General features: G+C 42.8%; 11 protein-coding genes. 1 reads left to right on the forward strand and 10 read right to left on the reverse strand.

Annotated elements, in window-relative coordinates:
- Positions 1-189: 189 nt before the first annotated feature.
- The 7 genes from GVK91_RS13365 to GVK91_RS13395 all read right to left on the reverse strand — a co-directional run bounded on the left by GVK91_RS13365 (position 190) and on the right by GVK91_RS13395 (position 12,012).
- Positions 190-1,698 carry a glycoside hydrolase family 32 protein gene (locus GVK91_RS13365; RefSeq protein WP_200845614.1) on the reverse strand — a complete coding sequence of 503 codons (1,509 nt, stop codon included), beginning with the start codon at positions 1,696-1,698 and terminating at the stop codon, positions 190-192.
- Between the two features lie 66 nt (positions 1,699-1,764).
- Positions 1,765-3,369: a glycoside hydrolase family 32 protein gene (locus GVK91_RS13370; protein WP_159729297.1), complete on the reverse strand. Its 1,605-nt coding sequence runs from the start codon at positions 3,367-3,369 to the stop codon at positions 1,765-1,767.
- 75 nt (positions 3,370-3,444) lie between these two features.
- On the reverse strand, positions 3,445-4,557 hold the full coding sequence (locus tag GVK91_RS13375; protein WP_159729299.1) for a hypothetical protein: 1,113 nt from the start codon (positions 4,555-4,557) through the stop codon (positions 3,445-3,447).
- Between the two features lie 43 nt (positions 4,558-4,600).
- Positions 4,601-6,283 (reverse strand): RagB/SusD family nutrient uptake outer membrane protein, encoded by a 1,683-nt coding sequence (locus GVK91_RS13380; protein ID WP_159729301.1) that lies wholly within the window; start codon positions 6,281-6,283, stop codon positions 4,601-4,603.
- A 44-nt stretch (positions 6,284-6,327) separates the two neighbouring features.
- The gene (locus tag GVK91_RS13385; RefSeq protein ID WP_159729303.1) at positions 6,328-9,453 is read right to left on the reverse strand and encodes a TonB-dependent receptor; all 3,126 of its coding nucleotides are present in this window, start codon (positions 9,451-9,453) and stop codon (positions 6,328-6,330) included.
- A gap of 86 nt (positions 9,454-9,539) precedes the next feature.
- The gene (locus tag GVK91_RS13390) at positions 9,540-10,490 is read right to left on the reverse strand and encodes a carbohydrate kinase (protein ID WP_159729305.1); all 951 of its coding nucleotides are present in this window, start codon (positions 10,488-10,490) and stop codon (positions 9,540-9,542) included.
- A 199-nt stretch (positions 10,491-10,689) separates the two neighbouring features.
- A complete protein-coding gene (locus GVK91_RS13395) occupies positions 10,690-12,012 on the reverse strand; it encodes a sugar porter family MFS transporter (RefSeq protein ID WP_159729307.1) in 1,323 nt (440 codons plus the stop codon).
- 292 nt (positions 12,013-12,304) lie between these two features.
- Between GVK91_RS13395 and GVK91_RS13400 the strand changes: the two genes are divergently transcribed.
- Positions 12,305-15,058: a substrate-binding domain-containing protein gene (locus tag GVK91_RS13400; RefSeq protein WP_159729309.1), complete on the forward strand. Its 2,754-nt coding sequence runs from the start codon at positions 12,305-12,307 to the stop codon at positions 15,056-15,058.
- A gap of 21 nt (positions 15,059-15,079) precedes the next feature.
- Here the strand turns inward: GVK91_RS13400 and GVK91_RS13405 are convergent, their stop codons facing one another.
- From GVK91_RS13405 to GVK91_RS13415, 3 genes are read right to left on the reverse strand one after another with little or no spacing between them, the layout of a single operon-like run.
- Complete coding sequence (locus tag GVK91_RS13405; protein WP_159729311.1) at positions 15,080-15,850, reverse strand: ABC transporter permease; 771 nt, start codon at positions 15,848-15,850, stop codon at positions 15,080-15,082.
- Positions 15,843-16,748: an ABC transporter ATP-binding protein gene (locus GVK91_RS13410; protein ID WP_159729313.1), complete on the reverse strand. Its 906-nt coding sequence runs from the start codon at positions 16,746-16,748 to the stop codon at positions 15,843-15,845. Before GVK91_RS13410 ends, GVK91_RS13405 begins: the two co-directional genes overlap by 8 nt.
- 4 nt (positions 16,749-16,752) lie before the next feature.
- Positions 16,753-18,024, reverse strand: coding sequence for an erythromycin esterase family protein (locus GVK91_RS13415; protein WP_159729315.1), 1,272 nt, complete (start codon positions 18,022-18,024; stop codon positions 16,753-16,755).
- Between the last annotated feature and the right edge of the window lie 64 nt (positions 18,025-18,088).

Here is an 18,088-nt window from a genome sequence, read left to right on the forward strand (position 1 = left end):
TTTGGTCATTAAATTAATCAATAAGCACATGAATTCAAATTAAATTACTGAAAGACAGAAGATTGTTACATTTACATCTTCTATCAGTTATTCAAGAACACTTGTTGATAACAAAAGGGCTGTCCAAAAGGCAAAAAAAAAGCCTGTCCAACCAAGTCGGACAGGCTTATATTCTTAAGCAATTAAGTCTTATTGTGTATTAAATTTGGAGATACTCAGTTCTTTAAACTCCAGCTTTTTATCTCCCACGACACGCAGCTTGGTTATTGGCCTGTTCGGAAAAAATAAACTGGTCATTACCGTTAGCCCCTCGTCTGCAAAAAGTTCCACAGAGCTCACATCAACATACAAACTAAAAGAAAGTGCTCCCTTACTTTGCAGCCGTTTTGCCAAAGCTGTCTTTGGAAATTCTCCATTAAAAGACACTTCACCGGACTTAGAACGATCGATATAATAGGTATTTTGGTCTTCACGATAACCAATAACCAATTCGTCACCAGATTCATTCGATAAGATGACTTTAAAAGCCTGCCGCTTCAAATCTTTGAGGTCCAAACGGTACGCTTGTGGGAGATGTTGCTCGAACGAAACTTCCTTCGTTCCGCCGCCATGATATTTTTTTAGCGGACGAAATGCGGTATCAATTTCTTTGGGCACAGTACTCGCAACGTAGAACGACTGTCCAACTTTTCCTAAAGATAAAACACGAGGTATGGTTGAGGAGGAACGCCATTTTGTGGTAGGAACCACATTGGCATATTGCCAGTTGCTCATCCAGCCAATCATCAGGTGCCTATCCCCTAGGTTACTCCAGGTTACGCCGGCATAGTTATCGGGGCCCCAATCCAACCACTTTATTTTAGTATCCGCTGTTCGGAACTGATGCCCATCAAAGTCACCCACAAAATATTGTGTCACCGAGCCGCCGTTGGGTCCACCTGGATTGATGCTCACCAGCAAAACCCATTTTGTAGCTCCTTTGTAATCCATGGGGATAAGATCAGGGCATTCCCAGACACCACCATGGGCACCCACCTCTTTGCCAAACTCACTTTCCTTCTGCCATGTTTTCAAATCTTTGGAAGAATAGAAAGTAATACAATCTTTTGTAGCCAAGGTCATAATCCAACGCTGGCTATGCACATGCCACATCACCTTTGGATCTCTGAAATCCCATATACCAGGGTTTGGCAATACCGGATTGCCTTTATACTTTGTCCAGGTAAGGCCCTTGTCCAAACTATAAGCCAAACTTTGATTTTGATGCAATCCTGTTTTTCGATCCTCTTCCTGATGATTGTGATGGGTAAAAATGGCGACCATAGCACCTTTTCCAAAACCTGCCGTGTTATCTTTATCGATTACAGCACTACCGGAGAAAATAGTCCCCAAACTATCGGGGTACAATGCGATCTTCTGCTCGTCCCAATGGATTAAATCTTTACTGATCGCATGGCCCCAATGCATAGGCCCCCAAACGGGTTTTTCGGGATTATGCTGAAAAAAAAGATGATAATTACCGTCCAGATAAACCAGTCCATTGGGGTCGTTCATCCAGCCCTGCTGTGGGGTAAAATGGTAAAGTGGGCGATACTTTTCTTCGGGATCCCCTTGTTTATGCTGTCCCGTCTGTGCCAGACTTGTACCAAAAACACTTAGCAGGAGCATCAAAACACCGTATTTCTTTAATCTTATCATTTTTCTTTTGTTTACATTTCTAATTAGGTTATTGTTCGCTTCAATAGGCAAATATAGTCTCAATTGTCAGGAAGATTTTTCTATTTTCAACCCATTCACTTGTACTGTTCCCTGATCCGCGAAAATAGTCCAAGGGTTTTGATCCATTTTATAGATCCGGTTGGTAAAAGCAACACGATCATTCACATATACGATACCAATCGATTTTTCAATAATAATTTTCACGTTAAAAATCCGGTTGGTCGGTACTGTAAGTGGCGTAAAATTGAGTTCTGTTTTGCTTCCGCCGCCATCGCGTGCCTCCTTGTTCATAAACAGTGCTGGCATGTTCCAACGATTGGATGAAGTCAGATCAAAAGCAATGCTATATACTTCGGTCGGATCATCACATGCGCCAAATGAAAAACCAAATTTGCTGGATTGGGAAGCATCAATGGTCATTGTCACTTTCACGGATGAAGTGTTCCGGTTAAATTGTGCATAACTTCTTCCGCCCGATTGCGCTGTCAAACTATAGGTTTTATTCGATTCGGAAACTTGACCAACATTGCTCAGCTTTTCAAAGGCGACTTCCTTATTGAATTTACTGTTTAGGGCTTCCGGAATTTTAGGATATAAACGTCCTGAAGCTCCCTGAACCAACTGGTGTGAAATTAAATTTCCAGCCCAGGGCAGTTCGTTGTTATTATTTACTGTTTGCCCGGTTGAACACCATCCCGAAAGATAACGTGTCGTACCGTCGCTAGCCGTTTTGCCCGCATAGAGATAGCGTCCGTCGAAGGTTTCATGATGTCCTTCGCTATCCCGACAGATCGTCCAAGGGCCATCCGGAGAATCCGCAACACGATAAAATGTCTTTCGATGTTCATCCCGGTTGATCCGCGAAAACAAGAGATACCATTTATTGCCCATTTTAAATAAATCCGGGCATTCCAATAGTTCTGCATCTGTTTCGATTCCATATTTCTCTACTGTCCCTGTGGTCGCAACGAGCGGTTCAATCATTGACCAACTGCTTAAATCTGTCGACTGATAACGTGCCAGCGTTCCTTTTCCGTCTTTTCGTGTCGTGACTAACATGACGTAGGCATTGCGGCCTTCATCCCAATAAACCTGTGGATCACGAAAATTATTTTGATCATAGCCCGCTGCAGCCTGCAGCGCCATTGCTGGTTGCTTGGTCCAATTCATTAAATCAGTTGACGTAGCCAACATAATCTTTTCCGCAGGCGTAAAAACATTGTTATGACCGGTATAGAAACAGTAATACAATGTTCCTTTTTTAATAAAACTTCCTGTTCCGATCCATTCATCCTGACTCCCCACAGCACCCGACGACAAGACTTCGGTATAGCCCTCAAATGTACCGTAATCACTTGTCCGCGTACTATAAATCGGATGCCTGTTGGCATTTTCATACAGATAAAACAAGTAGAACTTGTTATCGTTGACATTGTAGTAAGGCATGGGATCGCCCACAAACCCCTGCTGGGGTCTGTAGAACCTTTGATAAGGGCCCGCCTCCTGCCCCGAAATACATACCGTAGAACTATCCACAGGCAGTATTTCCATGGGCCTATCCAGCCCTGTCGAACTCTCGTCCCCATTCTTGCAACTTGTCAACAAACTTAGCAAGAATACTGTCGGAAGCAAATACGTCTTTGGTCTCATGATTTAAATCTTTCTATTAATCCCTGATTAGCTATCATTTTTGCTTTTATAATAACTTGTTTTGTTTGTATTCGATTACTCTTTAGGTAATGCCTTCAATTCGTCCCAGTACATCCGTTGGGTAGGAAATACCACGGGCTGTCCATTAGGATGCTCATGTGGCATTACCAATATATTGTTAATTATAGCTTTTCTTCCGGCAGGAATCTGAAAAACCAATTCTTGCCACTCACCGACATGATCTTTCGAATAATTGGCACGCAACCAATCTTTATTCTGTTCGCCATCCGATTGAATCTCCAATTGCACATCACCAGCAACATCTTTCAATACCATCATCGAGAAACTCCCGTATTCTGCCGGATTGATCGTCACTTTATTTGCATTCCAGAGCGCTCCACCGTGCCAGCCTTCACCAGTTTTATTGTCCCGTACAAAAGACGCACAGAAGGGTGTTGCATTAATTCCAGTGGTTTTCGGATTGGGATAAGGTGAATCTACCGTACTCACCCCTAACCCATCGAAATGTGGAACGCTGGTTTCGCCATTATAAATCATAAGGATTTGTTTGGGTTCTGTACCCAATAGGGCAGTTACCGTGTATTGGAAAGTCTGCCCCATATACGCAAGGCTGTATTTTATGGGGGAACTTAAATCTACGGGCCCACTCTGATTGGGCGTTATGCTTGCTCCGGCTGTAAATTCTATCACAGGTGATAGGTTCTTTAGGTCTGTCCCCAGGGGTAGGTAAATTTTAATGCTTTTATTTTTCTGATCAATGATCCCTGCTTTTTCTCCGATGCGGAATGCCGTTATTTCTGCTTTGATTTCTTTGACGGTTACTTGGTAGGTATTAAATAGATTACCATTAAACACACGGTAAGTAATCGGTGTTGTGCTAGAAAATGAAAAATTCTGGGCGATGCCTGAAGCTGGAGAAACCTTTGCATTGCTGGGCAATTCAATTGTCGGAGCCACCGCCGAAAGATCTGTACCTTCAGGAACCATGACAAGAATGGTACCTTTTGCCTGATCTACTTTCCCAATGGTATTGCCGACCTTGAAAGAAAGTACATCTACATCTGCACTCAAATTGAGTGTACTCTCAGCATCACGCTTGCAGGCCGCGAGAAGCCCGATAAACAGGATGGTAATCCCTACTTTTATATAATTGTTTAATGTGTTCATTGGAATAATTGGTTATGCTAATCGTTCAACAATAAATGCCTGTTTAATAGCCTGGATTTTGTTTGTACAAATACTTACTTAATCTGATCTGTGCTTCGGGAATCGGCAGATATTCATTCCTATCTGCTGTAAAATGTGCCGAGGAATAATAAGATCGACGTGACTTTTCTACATCATAATAAGCATTCATAGCCTGGTCTGCAATTCCCCAACGTACCAGATCAAAGAATCTTCCATTTTCCATTGCAAGCTCCAAGCGTCTTTCCCAACGTAACGCCTTCCGGGCATTTTCTTCGGTCCACACAATATTATCTCCATTTTTGTACGTTTCGATCAGCGTTTTATCATTTGCATATCCCGTAAGTGAGGTGCTATTTTTAGCGCGCGTACGCACTTGATTGATCAATGGCAATGCTTCAGCCGAACGATGCAGCTCGATAAGCGCCTCTGCCCGCATCAACAGCACATCGGCAAAGCGCAATAAAATTCGATTCTTTGTATTCGCATAGAAGGGAACCATCGGAACGAAACAATCACAGTCGGGATCTACATTTTCTTTTAACGAGGCATAAACAGCATACTCCGCCGGATTACGATTCCAGCTTTCTTCGTATGTTCTTTTGCTACTATACTTGTACGGTAAGCCCGGGATTGCAACTGTATGGAATAACCTCGGGTCATACTTCTCGGAGGTATTAAAGCTATTCAACGCGTTATAATTATCCAGTGGTAGACCTTTACCCGTTGTGCGAAACGCATTGACAAGGCTTTGACTCGGTTTATTGAAATCACAACAGCCCACCCCCATAGGTACAGATAGCACATCAGAAAAGTTAACACGTCCAAATTTTGTCCCGTCATCTTTTGAAAACTGAACTGAAAACAGCGCTTCTGTCCCATTTTCATACTTACCCGGCAAGAAGTTAAATGCAAAGTCGGTTTCCAACGTATGGTTAGATGAAAGCACAATATCCGTATTTTGTACAACCTTTTCCAAATCTCCCGCATCGATACCCGTCACCAAATTACGTTCGGCATTGTCCTGACGGTATCCCTTATACAGGTAAGCTTTGGCGAGATAAGCCGCAGCGGCGATACGATTGGCCCGACCGACCTCCGTTTGCACAGCAGGAAGATGATCTACCGCATACTGAAAATCCGCTACAATCTTTTGCCATAGTGCATCGTTGCTTAGGGCTCTATTCGATACGGTTTCATAGCTGTCTACCGGTACATTTTCATCGATATAAGGCACATATTTGAAAAGGATCTTGAGCATAAAGTAAAAATGCCCCCGAAGAAAGCGTGCTTCACCCAGTTTTTCTTCCTTCCCGTCGAAATTGTCCATTTCCTGTATGGTCTTGATTGTTGTATTGGCACGCGAAATTGCAACGTACAATTGAAACCACAATTTATCCAACTCCGCGAAATTGGTTGTAATGTTATTTGAGACCTCAAGAAAATGAAAGGTCTGGATATCCTGTGGTCCCGATCCGCCTTTATAAGCATCGTCCGACCGAACCGTACCATAGGGCCATAAGCTAAAAGGGACATCATAATGATCATTGCCCAAAGCGGCATAGGTCGCTGTCAATAATCGTTCTGGCTCCTTAACCTGATCGGAGCTCAACACACCATTGGGTGTTTGATCCAAAAATTTGGTACATCCTGGAAGTAGTCCAGCAAGAACCATAAGTATCGCTATTTTAGTGGTTATTTTTTTCATCCGTATAAATTATTTATAAGTTTATAGCCTTATTTCTCCCCTTTTTAAAATCCAATATTTACCCCGGCTGTCCAGGTCGTTGGAATTGGATACCCCCAACCTACATTTTCAGGATCTACACCTGTAAAATTCTTTGACTTAACGGTAAATAGGTTCTGACCGGTCACATAGATCCTTAGCCGGCTCATACGCAGGCGTGAGGCTGTTGCTGTTGGCAAGGTATAGCCCAGAGACAGATTCCGGAGTTTCATATAAGATCCATTCTCGATAAAGTAATTTGACAGGCGGCCCTCGTCATTGTTGTTTGTCGTTTGTAAGGCCGGAATTGTTGACGTTGGATTTTGTGGTGTCCATGCATTCAGCAACCGCAGGCCTTTATTGGAATTGACGTCATCCACACTCCAGAAGTCTGTTTGCTTTTTCAGCCAGTTTTCGACATCTATCCCCTGTACCCCCTGAAAGTATGCCGATAGGTCAAACCCTTTATATTTCAGCACAATATTGAGACTATAGGAAAAATCAGGATGTGGACTACCGATCCAAGTACGGTCCATATCCGTAATCTGCTTGTCCGCATCATAGACGTTGACGTAACGTAAACGTCCTATCCCCTTACCGGTCTGATTGACGTGCGCATCCACTTCGTCCTGATTCTGAAAAATACCGTCGGTGACATAGCCATAGAATGATCCCAGCGGCCGGCCGATAATATTATCTCCCTGACGACCTCCATAAGAGTTTTCTACCGCTTCGGGCAAATGTGTCACCTTGTTTTTATAGGTAGAGAACACAGCCATCACATCATAATCCAGTCCAAACGATGTTTTATTGCGATATCCGGCCGATAGGTCCAAACCTTTATTTTCCATGGAGGCACCATTCGCCCAACGGTAACCGCCCTCTCCGACCACACCGATATAGGCTGGATTGATCAACATATCTTTGGTTGCTTTGACATACCAGTCAATCGAACCATATAGACTTTGATTAAACAATGAAAAGTCCAAACCGATATTCGTCTGCGTTGTGGTTTCCCATTTCAGGTCATTGTTTTCTGTTTGGATTTTGCGATATCCCGACGGTAATTTTCCCGTTCCAGCGCCCGAGAGATCGTAGGCTGTGCCATCCACGATGTTCCATGTGGGATCAGCAACACCATATTCGGGGACGAACAGTGCATAGGTAGCCAGATTGCCTATGCCCTGGTTACCTGTCTGCCCCCATCCAACACGCAGCTTGAGGTCCGAAATATAGTTTTTTGTACTTGCCATAAAACGCTCGGACGAAATCCGCCACCCCGCTGTTACCGCCGGGAAAGTTGCAAAGCGGTTATTTTTACCGAAGCGGGAAGAGCCATCGTGTCGCACGGTGAAGGAAGCCAGATAGCGGTCATCATAGGAATAATTGGCCTTTCCAAAATAGGATAACAGCGAGAATCCCGTAGAGCCACCGCCTACTGCCGCTGTGCCCGTACTCACACCTGGCCACATATACTCAGGTGTCTCTATGGAAAAGGCGCCATCTCCGGCAGTATAGGCATTAAAATTGATATCATTCTGACGGTTCATTTCCATACCGGCAAGCACATCTAAGGTATGTTTATCAATCTCTTTCCGATATGTCGCCGTATTGGACCAAGTCCACTTCATCCCATGGGACTGTTCCATATTAACCCCACTCCGGCTGCTATTCATAAATCCCGAACGATAGGATACTTCCAAATTACGTTTGTAAAAATTACTATAGTCCAAACCGTAACTGGTGCGGACATGCAGACCTTTTATAAGCTGTAGATCGGCATAGGCATTTCCAAACAACCGCCAATAATTATATTTATTGTTCCGGTTGTCGTAAAGTACTCGCATGGGATTATGGCGGTCGTTCATCCCCAATGCTGGCCCCCCCCATCCTATTCCATCTACTGTATGGACAGGAATAATGGGCAATGCTTTTAACGAAAGGTCAAGCACGTCGCCCGGTACCTGCACTTCACCGGTATTGTTTACCGTAAAATTCTCGCCCACCACCAAGCGTCCATCGAATAATTTATAATCGGCATTCATACGGGCTGATATCCGCTGGAAATCCGTGTAACGGAGTGTCCCATTGTTGTGCAAATAACCTAAGGAGAAAAAGGAACTGGATTTTTCTGTACCGGAGCTTAATGTCGCATTGTAAGATTGTTGCAATCCCGGTTTTGAAACTTCCTTAAACCAATCGGTATCGGAAGCGTACATGGTATGTTCACGGTCGATATACTTGGAAACAAAAACAGTATTGAGCTGAGGTACGCCATTTGCGTTGTTATTCCATTCAAACTGATAACCAATATTATTTCCGTTGGGGTTTCCACCATTATTGATGGTGGCCTGCCACAATGCACGACCATATTGTTGGGCATCCAGCACTTTCATGCGATTATTAAAATGCGTACTGGTGGCATAGGCGTCTACTGTAAGTTTAGGGGCACCTATCTTTCCTTTTTTTGTCGTGATAACAATAACACCATTCGCTGCACGTGAGCCATAGATACTCGCCGAAGAAGCGTCCTTTAAAACCTGAATACTTTCGATATCATTCGAATTGAGTTCATGCATTCCTCCCTGTGTGGGGGTTCCATCAATGACATACAAGGGATCCTGACTACTGTTGATGGAACTGATTCCGCGCATACGCACTGTTGCCGCTCCACTCGGACTACCATCCGAAGTTACTGTCATACCAGCTACTCTTCCTTGCAGCGCTTTCATCGGGTTATTTTCCGGAGCCTTCATCATCTCAGCAACATTAACAACACTCACTGCACCCGTCAAATCCTTCTTCCGTTCTGTTTGATATCCTGTAACGACCACTTCATCGAGCCCTTTTTCGGTAGGCGCAAGCTGAATATCGAGGAACTTTCTTCCTGCTACAGCAATCGCCTGGGAGGCATAGCCGACATAGCTTATTTCCAATGTACCCTGATTGCCCGAAGTCTGAAGGACAAATTCTCCCTTTTCATTTGTCTTGGTGGCTATTGTGGTTCCCTTCACCACTAAAGATGCCCCTACTATAGGTGCTGCTGTCCCACTATCCGTAATTCTTCCCCGGATTTCAGTCTGTTGCGCAAATGCGACAACAGAAAAAAGTGCCAAAGACGGGAGCAGCATTGCTTTCTGTCTTGTAAACATAATTGGTTATAAGTAAATGGTTAATGATTTAGATTGATTATTTGATTATGATAGCGGGTAGACTGCTTCGTAAAGAAGCAGTCTACCTACTGTTGCTTCTGAGCTCCATTGAAGATCGGATGCAACCATTGGAATCGATTGATGACCTCATCGTTATATTCAGGACAAGCCCCCCGACTCTGTGTCACAAATCCACTTAAGGTGGCCGCAAATTCCAGTACTTCTTCCAGCTGAACACCTTCCTGCATCTGAAACCTTTTGGTCAGGAAAGCCGCCAAAAAAGAATCACCACTTCCGATGGTATCCTCTACCTGAACTTTCAAGGCGGGAAAATGATAACTGATATTGTCTTTTTTATAATGATATACCGCTCCATCTGCACCATAGGTTACAATTGCCTCCTGAACTGCAAAACGCTCCATGATCAAGTCTACACGCTGCTGATCGTTATAGGCATCCGTCGCGCCATTCCAGTCGGAAATAACATGCAGCTCCTCGGCATTCATTTTCACAAAATCAGCGTATCCCAACAGTGTATGTAATTTTTCCGGACCAAAATAAGGTGTACGCAGGTTGACATCCATCACCCGGAAGCGGGCTTTTTCCAGCAATAATAGCAAGCTTTGAAAACTTACTTCATCCCGACAGGCCAGACTGCCATACACCAAAAAATCCACCGCCGCAACTGCCTCAAGAACAACATTGTCCACCGCTATTCTATCCCAAGCTACAGGATAAACGATATCGTAATGCACGTCGCGTTTTGCATCGATCGAAACCTCTACTGTTGAAGTTGGTAACAAGTCATCGTACTGGAAGAAATCGGTCGGGATACCCAGATCTTCACATACGTTGCGCAGCTCGTAACCATTATCGTCACGCCCTATACGCGTTAGCATACGTGTCTTAACCCCCAATTTATTGAGGTGATAAGCCACATTCAAAGGCGCACCGCCTAATTTTTTACCTGTAGGAAGATTGTCCCAAAGAACCTCGCCAAAACAAATACCCTGTATTGATTTATCTCCGTATTTCATATTTTCTCCTTTTTATACAAAGCTTCAGCTGAGCGCCAAAAACCAAGTAACAAATTGATTATTATATTTCCCTTTAAATTCAATGTTGACAATAGATACACACAACATGCTATCACATTGTCTTTGATTAAATAACTTTCGATAGGCGTCAGTCGCGTCATGGCTACTCCGACACCTATTGGTGTAGTCCAGCTAAAGACTAATGTAGATTGATGGTATGCCCAAGATCTTCCAATGATTTCCCTTTTGTCTCCGGCATAAACTTGAGCACATAAACAAGCTGCAGCACCATAAATAGGGCAAAGATCAAGAAGGTACCGCCGCCGCCGAGCATTTCCGTCAAGGCCGGAAAACAAAAAGTGATAATCGCCGCCATCACCCAATGCGTCAAGCTCCCAAATGTCTGCCCTTTGGCACGTACGTCGTTCGGAAAAATTTCCGAAATAAACACCCAAATCACTGCACCTTGCGAGAATGCGAAAAAGGCAATGAAACTCATTAGATAGATTGTGATCGCAAAACCCGTCGTCTGGTTGGTATAAAAAGCATGGGAAACGAGTGCCAATGAAACAATCAGCCCGATCGAGCCCACCAACATTAATTTTCTTCTGCCTACCTTATCGATGAAATTGATCGCCAGCAACGTAAAAATAAAATTGACAACCCCTATACCTACTGTCGAAAGCAATGAACTCTGCGAGCCCAGGCCAGCCATTTCAAATACGCGGGGCGCATAATATATAATCGCGTTGATACCTGAAACTTGATTGAACAGCGCAAAACAAAAGGCCAATAAAATAGGTTTGGCATTTTCGCGAACGAAGAGTTTGCCTTCTCCTGTGGAATTGTTTTTGGACTCCTGAATTTTTGAAATCTCCAGCTCGTAACCATCCGAATTAATTTTTTTCATAATCCGTGTTGCCTCGGCCAAATTCCCCCTGTGCAGCAGCAACCATCTCGGACTTTCCGGAATGAGGAAGATCAAACAGAAGAATAACAACGACGGAAAGCACTGTACCCCCAGCATCCAGCGCCAGGACTCTTCGCCAACCTGACCGATAAAATAATTGGACAAATAGGCTATCAAAATACCTAATACAACGTTGAATTGAAAAAGCCCTACCAACTTACCACGAGATGCTGCCGGGGAGATTTCTGATATATAGATTGGTGCCGTTACCGAAGAGACGCCAACTCCTATGCCACCCAAAAAGCGGAATAAAATAAATATCGTCCAGTCATTCGCCAGTGCACTACCAATCGCTGAAATAAAGTAAAGGGCTGCAACAGCAAATAAGGTATTTTTACGGCCTAATTTATCGGAAGGCAGTGCACCTAATGCTGCGCCGACAACTGTCCCTATCAAGGCGATGGCCATTGTCAGTCCATGCTGAAACTCACTTAAATGCCAGTGCTCCTGAACGGCCTTTTCTGCTCCCGAAATAACCGCTGTATCAAATCCAAATAAAAATCCGCCTAAAGCCACTACAAAGGACCAAGCTAATACCGTGTTTTTGTTCATGTGATGATCTATAATTGATTAATCCAAATTTAACACGTGCTTCATCTTAACTTAAATTTGGACTTCGCAAAAACATTTATTTATGTAACATTTTTCAAAAAACACTAAAACACTAAAAATCTAACACTTACACTCACTTCACTTTTCAAAACTTTCACTTTTTAAACAGAAAATTTAGAAAATGATACATTTTTGAAGGCTCCTATTTTAGTGTAAAATATACACTAACACGACCACTGTTACCCCAAAAAATCTAAATAATGTATATTCGGATATTTAAGGGGAAAAAATCATGGGAAAATATTTCATTTTTAGTGGCATATTGACCTTGCTTCTTTTTTGTGGATGTCAACCAATGGTCCGGAAGAAAAAGCAGGTCATCGCTTTTTCGCAGTGTATCGGAAACGATGCATGGCGACAAACGATGCTCGAGGAAATGAAAAGGGAACTTTCCTTCAATCCCGATATTGACTTTCTTTATCGCGACGCACATGGCGACAATAATGTACAGATCAATCAAATTCGCGAATTAGTCAAACAGGATATCGATCTTCTGATTGTATCCCCAAATGAGGCCGAGCCACTCACGCCAATTGTGGATTCTGTATTCCAACGCAATATACCTGTCATCGTAACAGACCGTAAGACGTCCTCCGGCCAATACAATGCTTATGTGGGCGCCGACAATCTCGCCATCGGGAAACTGGCCGGCCAATATAGCCGCACGATTTTACAAGGAAAGGGTTCGGTCGGATTAGTCACAGGGCTATCGGGCACCTCGGCTTCAATAGAGCGTGAAAAAGGCTTTATGCAGCAAATTGGAGATGCCACAGCGGTTCGGGTGAGCGGCGTCATTCACGGCGGCTGGGAGAAAAATAATGCCTATCTGGAAATGCGTAAGCATATAAACGTCATGAGCCAGAGTGATATCATCTTTACATTCAATGATCAGATGGCCATGGGGGTAAAAAAAGCATTGGACGAAGCCCAGATCAAAAAGGACATTAAGATAATTGGTGTTGATGCTCTTCCTGGTCCCGGAAATGGCCTTGAACAGATCATACAGGGCAAAATGTTTGCTTCCATACTCTATCCCACTGGCGGGGCCGAAGCCATTCGAACGGCCTTGGCTATCATCAACCACCAAAACTATCGCCGCGAGAATATACTCGCAACCTCTGTCATCGATAAAACCAACGCGGAGTTGCTTGCCCTGCAGTCGGATAAAATAAAACAACAGCAGCTCGATATTGACAAAAGACAGGAGTTCATTACGGAACAGAATAAGATTTACCAAAGCCAAAAGTCCGTTCTTAATGTATTGGTCGTTAGTTTGGTGCTAGCTGTTGTCTTTGGGGGAATTTCTATTATCGTGATCAGGAGCAACTGGGAAAAGAACAAACATCTGGAAATCCAGAATAGCGAGATTCTTGCGCAACAAAAACAGATCGTCGAAATGAACAGTCAAATTCAGCAAGCGGCAGAAATCAAAAATAATTTCTTCACCAATATCTCGCATGAATTTAAAACCCCGCTGACCCTTATCATCGCGCCTATCGAGGACCTTGAATTACGAAAAGATCTTAGCGAAGAGGTCAGAGAACAATTGTCGCGCATCAAACGGAATGCAAAAAAACTACAACGTTTGGTCAGCGACCTCATTGATATCCATCGCATCAGTAAATCGAAGATTAAGCTACATGCGGCCATCGTTTACATTGACCCATTTATTCAGCAGGTAATAGGTAGTTTCAAACCCTTATTTAAGAAAAACAGGATCTCCGTCAGTTATGTCAACAAAACAAGCTTGAAAGAGGTTTGGATGGACGAATACCTCATGGAACAGGTATTATCCAATTTATTGTCCAACGCGATCAAACATACGGCGACAAGTGGCAGAATTGAAATTATATTGGAAGAAAACAATTTCAAAGACTATTTCTATCTACGTGTATTGGATAATGGCCTGGGGATTGCCCCAAGTGATATTGAGCATATTTTTGATCCTTTTTATCAGGGCGCCAGTAGTCGTAATGGCTCTGGAATCGGCCTCTCCTACACCAAACAGATCATCGAACTGCATCATGGCCAAATCACTGTGAGTAGCAAACCCGGCCATGGGTCGATATTCACCCTACGTATGCCAATTGGAAATAGTCACTACGAGCCTGCTGAACTGGCCGATTTCGACAAAGGAGAAAAACCGCTGTTTCAACAAGACGACCTATTGGACGCCACACGAAAGATGGTAGACAACAATCTTTCTTTTCGATCCAACAAATCAAAAAGTATTATGGTCGTCGAAGATAATGATGAAATCAGAGATTATCTCCGCTCCCTCTTAGAAAGGGATTACAATCTTTTCCTGGCAAAAGATGTGCAACAAGCCAATGGGATGTTGAAAACACATTTTCCAGATCTAGTCATTACGGATATTATGCTTCCCGATGGTAGCGGTCTGGATATTCTAAAGGACATCAAAGCATTTTATCAGACCGCACATATTCCTGTCATCTTACTGAGTGCGCTCGCCAATGAAGATACGATGCTCGAAGGAAGTAAATTAATGGCCGATGACTACATTACTAAACCTTTCAATGCCGAATTACTGCGGACACGGATTTCAAACATCCTACAGTCACGCCATCAGCTTAAAGAAAAATACAGCAGCAATGTGGAACAGTTTGATAGCGCTCAAGCTGAGCAGGTCAATGATAACGATAGACGTTTTCTGAACAATTTCTCAGCGATTGTCGAATCCAAATTATCAGACCCGCGATTGAGTGTCGACGGCATTGCCAACGAGCTTCATCTCTCCCGCGTGCAGCTCTACCGTAAAGTCAAACAGTTGCTTGACTGCAGCGTCAATGATTACATTATCGAGCGAAGATTAAAGAAAGCCAAAAGCCTTATGGCTGAAGGACTAAACATCAACGAAATATTTAGCAGTGTCGGTTTTTCCTCGGCATCCTATTTCGCTTCGGCCTTTAAAAAGAAATATGGCCAGTCCCCAAGTACTTATAAAAAAGAACTTGACAAAAAATAGCCGATCAGGTGTGCATACAAATTAAAACTGTCCTTTCCGCTTGAATAAGTAAAAACTGATCAATAGAAATATGACGAGCATCAGTAAGTTGCTGTAGTCTAGCCGTGCAAAGGAATCATTCTCAGATAAGATATTCATTACCGCATTATAGGCACCTGTATAAGGGATAAAATCCGAAAAACTTTTCTGTGCGACAAGCACGGAAAAGACCAACATAAACATGCCTACTCCAATTGGGTAGATAAAGCTTCTGAACAATAGGCTTAGGGCAAGCTGAATCATAGCGATAGCCGAGAGCGTAATAAAAAGTTTCAAAAACGTATAAAAGATTACGACCCTAAAATCATAATTCTGAAACCCCAGTACGGGGTAAATCAGGCTGAGCAGATAACCACTAATCAGAAATGCAGCGTAAGCAAAAAGTATTGAAAACAGTAAGGTCAGCAGGATAAAGACGGCTTTGGAAAAGAAAATATTCGATTTACTGATGGGTAGGGTAAAGAGTATTTTATAATTGTTATTCTTATACTCGACATCACAACAGGCATAGACGAATAAAGCGACAAGGATGGGATAGAGCAGGTAAAAAAACTGAAAAACATATCGGCCAAGCAGAAGTTTCCAAGGGTTAGGAACCGCCACTGCCCCTCCTGAATCTATAACATCATAAATAATATAACCGGCAATCGCAAAAACGAGCACCATAGGGACGATCAGTACCCCAAAAATCTCCCTATTGCGTAGGAGTTTGTACTTTTCCGACAAGAAAGCGGTATAGAATGTATTAGCCATTTACACGAGCGATTAGATTTATAAAAATTTGTTCAAGATCAGCACTACGGGATTCCAATCCATAAATATCAATCTGCTTTTCGACCAAAGATTTGATCATAAGACCAAATTGCAGATCATCGCCGATAGTGACGGTAACGCTTTCTCCATCGATTTTAACACCAGAAAACCCGCTATTTCGCAAAACCGAAGCCGTTGCTTCCGGGCTGGCTGTACGTAGGTACACCTCTCGGTCAACCTGTCCCAGCAACTCCTGTTTGGTTCCCTGGAAAATCATTTTCCCACCTTCAATGATACCAATGTGTGTCGCTATTTTTTCAAGCTCACTCAAAATATGACTCGAAAGAAAGATCGTTTTTCCCTGTTCGTTGAGATGACAAAACAAATTGCGCATTTCGACAATTCCCTGTGGATCGAGACCATTTAATGGTTCGTCCAGGATAAGCAATTGCGGATCATGAAAAATCGCCATCGCTATTCCCAGCCGCTGTTTCATCCCCATGGACAGGGCACTGGCTTTTTTCTTCTTTTCCCGATGAAGATCTACCATTTCCAATACTTCATCAATGCGTTTGTTGCCTTTTTTGTGGATGATATCCAAGTACTTTAAATTTTCAAAAACGGTCAATTTCGTATAATAGCATGGGGCCTCAATCAAGTTTCCAACATTGGCATAAACACCTGTGGGATGAGCCTTTAGACTATTTCCCTGAATAAAAATCGTATCTGCCTGATCCTCCAAAAGACCTAAAAGCAATTTGATTGTTGTGGATTTTCCCGCCCCATTTCGGCCGAGATATCCATAAATACTCCTGTCTGGGACTTGTAGGCTAATATTATCCAAGATTGTTTTTGCGCCTATTTTAAAGCTAAGTTGTTGTGTTAAGATACTTTCCATGCTGTTAGCGGTAAATTGGATCTTTATTGATATCGATATAGAAAATGCCATCGATAAACTCGTGCCATTTTCTTTCTTCATCAATCCCCTGATTAATGACTGAACTAAAACGCTGTTTTAACATGCTATTGTTGGGCAACTGACGAAGATCCAAAAAGAAATAGGGTGATTTAGTGGCATGAAATACATTTTCCACGGCCAACTTACCCACTCTATCGACAACACGGCCAGTTTTATCGTATCGTCCATAGGAAGTAAAATCCAGACTATACGCTTGAGTGCCGTATTTACGTTTTAGATAAGTCCCGAGGGGCCGATAATCTTTATTGTATGGCGCAGAAAAGCTATGGATATTGGCACACCAGACGATAATCTTTTTGCCGGCGTAAAGCGAATCGATCTGATAGGTTAGATTTTCCGCCATCAGTGAATCTCTAAAATGCATGCTCTGCATCGACCCAGTTTTATAGCGCCAAGATTTGTCAAAGTTGTTTTTCATATCAGACAGATATCGGCTATAGATCAGATGCTCCGAGTCTTTTATCCCGCTGCGGATCCTACGGTTCAACTCATCCAGTTCTGCCAGGAGCTGTTTTTTTTCGTTCGCATTGAGCCGTTTACTGGCAAAAGGTTCATAAGTTAGATACTCCAGCCTGTTGCTATTTTTTTTCAATAACGGATATTTGGTTGAATCTATCCCGTTTTTAAGCAGGAAATCTTCCAATAATTTTACGCGTATATTTGATAAGCCCCTGCCTGAAAATTGGATATCAAATCCGCCGAGGATCATTGGACGCTCTGTTGATTTTGTTTTTTTATAATACGTTAAGAGGGGCTGATTTTCCTGATTTTGCCACCAGAAGTCAAATAGTCCAGTACCGCCGATCGTTTTTTCCTGCGACTTATCCATCAGGGTATCCATCTGTGCATTCATCATCCACATATCATACTGCCCTGCCTCATATAAAACAACATCATAATCCAGATGTTCGTGGAGATAACGGATGATCCTGGCTTTCGCTTTAAAAGTTTCGCCATCATTGTGCATCATTTCGCCCAACATCAGGATTCTATTGTTTTTTAGCATAGTATCAAAAAAACTTAAATCCGAAAAATTACTATCGGTCATTAAGATACTTTTGACGTCTTGTTTATGACGATTTACTTCGGTTAATACTATCGTAGCGTTGGCTACGGGCATATCATCATAAACGAGTTTATTAAACGATAAGATTAGGATAATCGTTACCGCAAGTGCGCATAGAACACTTCTCATTTATCTTAGTTTATATAATTTATAATTGATCTATCTACTGCGTATCACGCTAAAGTAGGATATA

The organism is Sphingobacterium sp. 18053, from assembly GCF_902706145.1.
GTDB lineage: Bacteria > Bacteroidota > Bacteroidia > Sphingobacteriales > Sphingobacteriaceae > Sphingobacterium > Sphingobacterium paramultivorum.

Bases quoted from the DNA above. Each gene is read 5' to 3' on its own strand.
- GVK91_RS13365 (WP_200845614.1), bottom strand. From the start codon at position 1,698: ATGATAAGATTAAAGAAATACGGTGTTTTGATGCTCCTGCTAAGTGTT.
- GVK91_RS13370 (WP_159729297.1), bottom strand. From the start codon at position 3,369: ATGAGACCAAAGACGTATTTGCTTCCGACAGTATTCTTGCTAAGTTTG.
- GVK91_RS13375 (WP_159729299.1), bottom strand. From the start codon at position 4,557: ATGAACACATTAAACAATTATATAAAAGTAGGGATTACCATCCTGTTT.
- GVK91_RS13380 (WP_159729301.1), bottom strand. From the start codon at position 6,283: ATGAAAAAAATAACCACTAAAATAGCGATACTTATGGTTCTTGCTGGA.
- GVK91_RS13385 (WP_159729303.1), bottom strand. From the start codon at position 9,453: ATGTTTACAAGACAGAAAGCAATGCTGCTCCCGTCTTTGGCACTTTTT.
- GVK91_RS13390 (WP_159729305.1), bottom strand. From the start codon at position 10,490: ATGAAATACGGAGATAAATCAATACAGGGTATTTGTTTTGGCGAGGTT.
- GVK91_RS13395 (WP_159729307.1), bottom strand. From the start codon at position 12,012: ATGAACAAAAACACGGTATTAGCTTGGTCCTTTGTAGTGGCTTTAGGC.
- GVK91_RS13400 (WP_159729309.1), top strand. From the start codon at position 12,305: ATGGGAAAATATTTCATTTTTAGTGGCATATTGACCTTGCTTCTTTTT.
- GVK91_RS13405 (WP_159729311.1), bottom strand. From the start codon at position 15,850: ATGGCTAATACATTCTATACCGCTTTCTTGTCGGAAAAGTACAAACTC.
- GVK91_RS13410 (WP_159729313.1), bottom strand. From the start codon at position 16,748: ATGGAAAGTATCTTAACACAACAACTTAGCTTTAAAATAGGCGCAAAA.
- GVK91_RS13415 (WP_159729315.1), bottom strand. From the start codon at position 18,024: ATGAGAAGTGTTCTATGCGCACTTGCGGTAACGATTATCCTAATCTTA.